We start from the raw sequence: 6135 nt of genomic DNA on the forward strand, positions 1-6135 counted from the left end.
ATGCTCGCCGCCGGGTTCTACTCGAGCCCCTCGGGGATCCGGTTCCGCAGCTGAGACAGCCCCACCTACGTGGTCTCAGAGCGGTCGTCACTGAGCATGGACGCCCCCTTCACATGATGAGAATTCCCCCAGCAACCCTATTGCATACCCCTTGACATGATCACGCTCACACGCGCATGATACTTGCGTCGACCGGTCGCAACCGCCCTTAGAAACTCCAAATAAAAGACAAGCACTGTGAAGAAGTTCGCCGCGATTTCCTTGACCATTGCAATCGGGGGGGGGTGTCGCAGGAGCAGGCACGGCTAGTGCAACCCCTCCGCCACCTCCGCGGAAGTGACCACAACCGAGGCCGTGGAGCTGCTGGACCGGATACATGGACAACCTTCAGACCCCCTCATCATGACCCATCACGGTCACCACGGCGAGGTCCTCACTTCAGATGAGGATGTGCACGGGAAGACATCAATTCCAACTGACCCCGATGAACCGCTCACGTTTAATTCCGCAGATATGCCTGATGATGATGGAAGGGTTGAAATGCACCTCCCTGCGGACCTCGATCTTTCCCATGGAAAGCCAGCAGGGAGCGACACGGTAGTTTTTGAGAGCACGTCGGAAAACATCATCATGACAGCCGAGAGTGTCGAAGGAGGCACTCGAATCCATTCCGTGATCGGAGGCTCCGACGCACCCCATACTTTTTCCTACGAGATGAGCATCCCGACTGACGCCCAGTGGAAGATGTACCCCGATGACTCCATCGTCGTCTCCGGCTCGGCCGGTGAAGTTATTTCCATGGTGGCTCCGCCGTGGGCCAAGGATGCCGATGGCGCGCCCGTTCCCACAACTTTCGAGTTTGATGGGCACACCCTGACACAGCACGTGTATGCGAACCCCGACCAGCACTCCTACCCCATCATCGCAGACCCTTTCCAAGGGAAGAGGCTCTTCAGAAACCTGAATGATAACAAGAGGCACGAAGGGCGGGTGGTCCATTCGGGAACAAAGACGGACTGGGGTCAGAAGATCCACAACGGTCAGGCTGGTGACCCTGCAGGCTGGGTCGGCGGAGTGGCCGCTGGCCAATTCATCATGCGCAATGAAGGCTGGCGCGAATGGACGGACAAGTGGGGATCCCGTGTGACATCGCGCAAGACCTTTTACCAGCAGTACAGCTGCCACGTCCTGGGAGGCTTCTCCAACTGGGCAGGAGATTGGAATCTGGAAGCGTCCCGTCGGGACAATGCATGGTGGACGGCCAACGTCACATTCCATAGGTGCAACTGGTGACGAGGCTGGGTGAGGAACGCCCCGGAGTGCCCAACGACGAGGGTGGCGACATGCGTCAGCGAAGGGTGGGCTTCGGACAGATCGCCGCCCTGCTCATCCCGCTAGGGGTTGTGACGTACCTCATCGGGGGTGTCCTTTCTCTCCTGGAGTACCAGGAGGTACCCGAGCACCTGCGCGCGGGTGCCCATCCGGGATCGCTCGTCGCGAGCGTGCTGTGGCTGGGTATAGGAATGTGTGCGCTAGGTCTTGCAGCTCTCTGCGCGGACCTTGTTCGCAGAGCAAGGCACCGTCGTCTGCTGCGGTGAACTAACGCACCATGTGTGACGTAAGGCAGAGGGATTCGGCTTGCTCACGGCGATGCAGGCGCTGCGGACGGCGAAGACGGACCGGCTGAGCCTGGTGAAGCTCAACGGCGGGCCGATCCTCGGCACCCCGCTGGCCCAGGCGATGCTCGCCGCCGGGTTCTACTCGAGCCCCTCGGGGATCCGGTTCCGCAGCTGAGCCCGACCGGGCGGGCACCGGGTCCATGGTCAGACCGCCGCACCCCGGATAGGGTCGGCGCATACTGCCGTCGTGGGAGCCGGAGGATCGACATGGCCGAGAGCATCGAGCACCCCGTCCGCGGCGTCCTCGCCCGCTGGAGCATGGAGGAGGGCTGAGGTGTGATCGAGGCCCCGGAAGTCCCCGGCGGGTGCTGGCTGCACTTCTCCCATCTCACCGGCCCCGGCTTCCGGGGGATGCAGCCCGGCGAGGCCGTCGCCTTCACCTACGAGGTCTTGCCCGAGGGTGCGGAGCAGGACGGGCACCGGTTCCGGGCCCTTCGGGCGGACCCGCTCGGCTGACACCCGGCGCGAGCTCGGGACGCGGCCTGAGCTCGAGCCGAGTGCCCTCCCCGGGTAGGGTCCCCCCATGCCCGAAGGCGATTCCCTGGTCCGCGCCGGCCACCGCCTGCGCCCCGTCCTGGCCGGCCGCGTCCTGACGCACGCGGACCTGCGCGTGCCGCAGCACGCCACCGCGCGCCTGGCGGGGTGGACGGTGGCGGAGGTGGAGCCGCGCGGCAAGTGGCTGCTCATGCGCCTGACCCCGCCGGCGGAGCGGCCCGACGCGCGGCCGCTCACCCTGGTCTCCCACCTGAAGATGGAGGGCCGCTGGCTGGTCACGGACCTCGACGCGCGGTGGGGCGCCCCGGGCTGGCAGGTGCGCTGCGTGCTGGAGACCGCCGAGCACCGGGTGCTGGGGGCACAGCTGGGGCGGCTGGACCTCGTGCCCACCGCCGAGGAGGACCGCGTGCTGGGCCATCTCGGCCCGGACCTGCTGGACCCGGCCTGGGACGATCCCGCCCGCGCCGAGGAGCTGCTGGCCGAGGGCGTCCGCCGCCTCACCGCCCGGCCGGAGCGGCCCGTGGGCCTGGCGCTGCTGGACCAGCGCACCACGTGCGGCATCGGCAACATCTACCGGTGCGAGTCGTTGCTGCTGGCGGGCCTGGACCCGCACCGGCCGGTGGGCGCGGTCCCGGACGTGCCGGGGCTGCTGACGATCGCCCGTGACCTGCTGCGCGCCAACGTCCCGCCGGCCGCGCCGTACACAGGCTGGGGCCGCACCACCACGGGGGTCAGGGGGAACCCGGGGCGCCCGTACGGGATCGAGGTGCTCGTCCCGGACCGGAGCTTCCCCGGCGGGCTGCCCCGGCCACTCGGCGCAGACGCCCCGGATCCCTCCTCCCCCGACGACGGCGCCGACCCCTCCGACGCGCACGGGCGCGTCAGCACCTCGGGCGCCGGACCGCTACGCCCCGGGGACACCCCCCGGCCGCGCGGGCCGCACTACTGGGTGTACGGGCACCGGAAGACCCCGTGCCTACGCTGCGGCGGACCGGTGACGTTCGAGGAGTACGGCTCCCCCGAGGACGACGAGCGCCAGCTGTGGTGGTGCCGCACCTGCCAGCGGTGACCGCCACGCGTCCCCCACCCCTGCCGCACGGCCGGGACCGCCCGGTAGATTCGCCTGACCTCGTCCCCGATCGGGGGCAGGGGCCCGCTCGACCACGAAGGAGCCCACGCCATGGCCGACCCGTTCCCAAAGGACCCGGAGGGCGACGTCGTCGCCCTCGTGCTCGCCGGCGGCCGAGGCAGCCGCCTCGACCCGCTCACCGCGGCCCGCTCCAAGCCGGCCATCCCGTTCGCGGGCCACTACCGCCTGATCGACGTGGTGCTCTCCAATCTCGCCCACTCGGGCCTGCGGGACGTGTGGATCGCGGAGCAGTACCGCCCGTTCACGCTGAACCAGCACCTGGCCGGCGGCCGCCCGTGGGACATGGACGGCACCCGGCACGGGCTGCGCCTGCTGCCCCCGGCCCAGGGCCGCGCCGAGGAGGGCTTCACCTCCGGCAACGGCCACGCGCTGGCCCAGCAGGTGCCGCTGCTGCGCGCGTTCGGCGCGAAGACCGTGGTCGTGCTCTCCGCGGACCACCTGTACCAGCTGGACCTGCGCCGCGTCCTGGCCGCGCACGAGGAGTCCGGCGCCGAGCTGACCATGGTCACCACGGTGACGGACGAGGACCCCTCGCGCTTCGGCGTCGTGCAGGCGGACGAGGACGGGAAGGTCACGGCCTACGACTACAAGCCCGAGGACCCCGAGGGCGACGTGGTGGCCACGGAGATCTTCGTGTTCGACGTGACGGCGCTGTCCGAGGTGGTCGTGGGGCTCGTGGAGGCCGAGGAGGACACCGCCGAGAACACCGAGGAGACCGACGAGGACGGCGACGCGGTGGCCAGCTCCCTCGGCGACTACGGGGAGACGATCATCCCCGCGTTCGTGGACCGGGGCACGGTGCGCGAGTACCGCCATGACGGCTACTGGCGGGACATCGGCACCATCGACGCGTTCCACCTGGCGCACCGCGAGATCCTCGCCGGCGAGGGCCTGCGCCTGGACGCGAAGGAGTGGCCCCTGGTCACCAACCCGGTGCTGGCCCCGCCGGCCCGGATCGACGACGGCGCCCGCGTCTCCGGCTCGCTCCTGGCCCCCGGCGCGCACGTCTCCGGTGAGGTCGTGGACTCGGTGATCGGCCCGCACGTGCGGGTCGAGGCCGGCGCCGTGGTGCGGAGCTCGCTGCTGTTCGGGGACGTCACCGTCCCGGCCGGCACGGTGCTGGACACCGTGATCGCGGACGTGGCCGCGGCCATCCCCGAGGGGGAGACCCGCGGCACCCTGGACGAGGAGGACGGCATCGTCATCCTCACCCCGGACGCCCGCGGGCCGAGCTCGGAGGACGAGACCACCGGCGGCGGCGTCCCGGCGGTCAACGTCTGAGGGTCGGCGGGGCGGCGCGGGGCTGGAAGGATGGCCCCGTGCCCGTCCCCTCCCCGCTCCCCCCACGCCACGGCGTGAACGCCACCCGGCTGCGCCTGCCCGCCGCCGGCCCCGGGGGCACCGTGCAGGGCCACGTCCTGCACCGCTTCGGCCACGTGGACCCGGAGGCCATCCGGGAGCGCTTCGCCCGCGGGGAGGTGGTGGACCGCCACGGCCGCCCCATCCCGGCCGACACCCCGCTCGGCGTGCACGAGGACCTCTGGTACTACCGCGAGGTCCCGCACGAGGTCCCGCTGCCGGTGCGGCACACGCTCCTGCACCGCGACGAGCGCCTGGTGGTCATCCACAAGCCGCACTTCCTGCCCACCACCCCCGGCGGGCGGTTCGTGCAGGAGACCGCGCTCGTGCGGCTGCGCAACGAGCTGGGGATCGACGACCTCGTGCCCCTGCACCGGCTGGACCGGGCGACGGCCGGCGTCGTGATGTTCTCCTGCGACCCGGCCACGCGCGGCGCCTACCACCTGCTCTTCGAGCGGCGGGCCGTGACCAAGCGCTACGAGGCGGTGGCCCTGCTGCCCGACGCCCCGGACGGCACCGACGACGACGCCCACGCCGCGGCCCTGCTCGCCCGCTTCCCCCTGGTGATGCGCAGCCGCATCCGCAAGGACAAGGGCGTGCTGCGCTCGATCACGGAGGAGATCCCCGCGGCGGCCTCCGGCCGCGCCGCGGGGGCGCGGGTGCGGACGCGGAGGTCGAACCTCTCCCACGCCGGGGCCAACGCGGAGACGCGGATCGAGGTGCTGGACGCGGGCCGCTCGGCGGGGACGCTGGCCGGGCGTCGCGTGGTGCGGTTCGGGCTGAGCCCGCGCACGGGGCGCACCCACCAGCTGCGCATCCACCTGGCCGCCCTCGGCCTGGGCATCGCGTTCGACCCGTTCTACCCGGACCTGCTCGACGCCGCCCCCGACGACCTCGCCCGGCCGCTGCAGCTGCTCTCCCGCTCGCTGGCGTTCACGGACCCGGTCACGGGCGAGGAGCGGGAGTTCACCTCCCCGGCGCAGCTGCAGGAGCGGCCGGCATGACGCCGGACCGGGCCGTGCCGTTGGGTACGCTTCTCGGGGTGACGGTCGCGGTGATCGTGGCCTGGCGACGGCACGGAGAGGGGCGAGCATGAGCGACGGGCATCCGGACCCCTCCGGCGCCCCCGCCCCCCGCCCGCGCGGCGCCGCCCGCCCCCGGCGCGCCCTCGCGGCCCCGGGCCGTCTCACCGCCGAGCAGATCGCCCGGCACGCCCGCGCCCTGCGCGGCGATCCGGAGTCCCCGGAGGGCCCCGGGACGGACATCTCCCCCACGCCCTCTCCCGCCCCCGACGCCGGACCGCGCGCCCGCGCCGACCTGAGCGACCTGCTGGACCGCCTCGGCAGCCCGGACCTGGGCCGCGTGGCCGGCCCCCTCGCCGGCACGCTCGGCCGCCTCCTGCCCGCCCGGGCCGCCTCGGACGAGCGCCGGGAGGCGGTGCACCGCCGCCGT

Annotated in this window: 6 protein-coding genes and 1 pseudogene; all 7 read left to right on the forward strand. The window is 71.6% G+C overall.

Annotated features, from left to right (window positions below; all coding sequences use genetic code 11):
• Nucleotides 1-354: 354 nt before the first annotated feature.
• Nucleotides 355-1293 carry a hypothetical protein gene (locus Q4D18_RS10645; protein ID WP_303128207.1) on the forward strand — a complete coding sequence of 313 codons (939 nt, stop codon included), beginning with the start codon at nt 355-357 and terminating at the stop codon, nt 1291-1293.
• 345 nt (nt 1294-1638) lie between these two features.
• Complete coding sequence (locus Q4D18_RS10650) at nt 1639-1794, forward strand: hypothetical protein (RefSeq protein ID WP_303128210.1); 156 nt, start codon at nt 1639-1641, stop codon at nt 1792-1794.
• 161 nt (nt 1795-1955) lie between these two features.
• The gene (locus Q4D18_RS10655; protein WP_303128212.1) at nt 1956-2135 is read left to right on the forward strand and encodes a hypothetical protein; all 180 of its coding nucleotides are present in this window, start codon (nt 1956-1958) and stop codon (nt 2133-2135) included.
• 67 nt (nt 2136-2202) lie between these two features.
• Nucleotides 2203-3243, forward strand: a complete 1041-nt coding sequence (locus tag Q4D18_RS10660) for a DNA-formamidopyrimidine glycosylase family protein (RefSeq protein ID WP_303128214.1) — start codon at nt 2203-2205, stop codon at nt 3241-3243.
• 111 nt (nt 3244-3354) lie between these two features.
• On the forward strand, nt 3355-4605 hold the full coding sequence (locus Q4D18_RS10665) for a glucose-1-phosphate adenylyltransferase family protein (protein ID WP_303128216.1): 1251 nt from the start codon (nt 3355-3357) through the stop codon (nt 4603-4605).
• A 38-nt stretch (nt 4606-4643) separates the two neighbouring features.
• The gene (locus tag Q4D18_RS10670) at nt 4644-5687 is read left to right on the forward strand and encodes a pseudouridine synthase (RefSeq protein ID WP_303128218.1); all 1044 of its coding nucleotides are present in this window, start codon (nt 4644-4646) and stop codon (nt 5685-5687) included.
• 88 nt (nt 5688-5775) lie between these two features.
• Nucleotides 5776-6135, forward strand: a pseudogene (locus Q4D18_RS10675) (hypothetical protein); the annotation flags it as partial.

Source organism: Micrococcus sp., from assembly GCF_030523875.1.
Taxonomy (GTDB): Bacteria; Actinomycetota; Actinomycetes; order Actinomycetales; family Micrococcaceae; genus Micrococcus.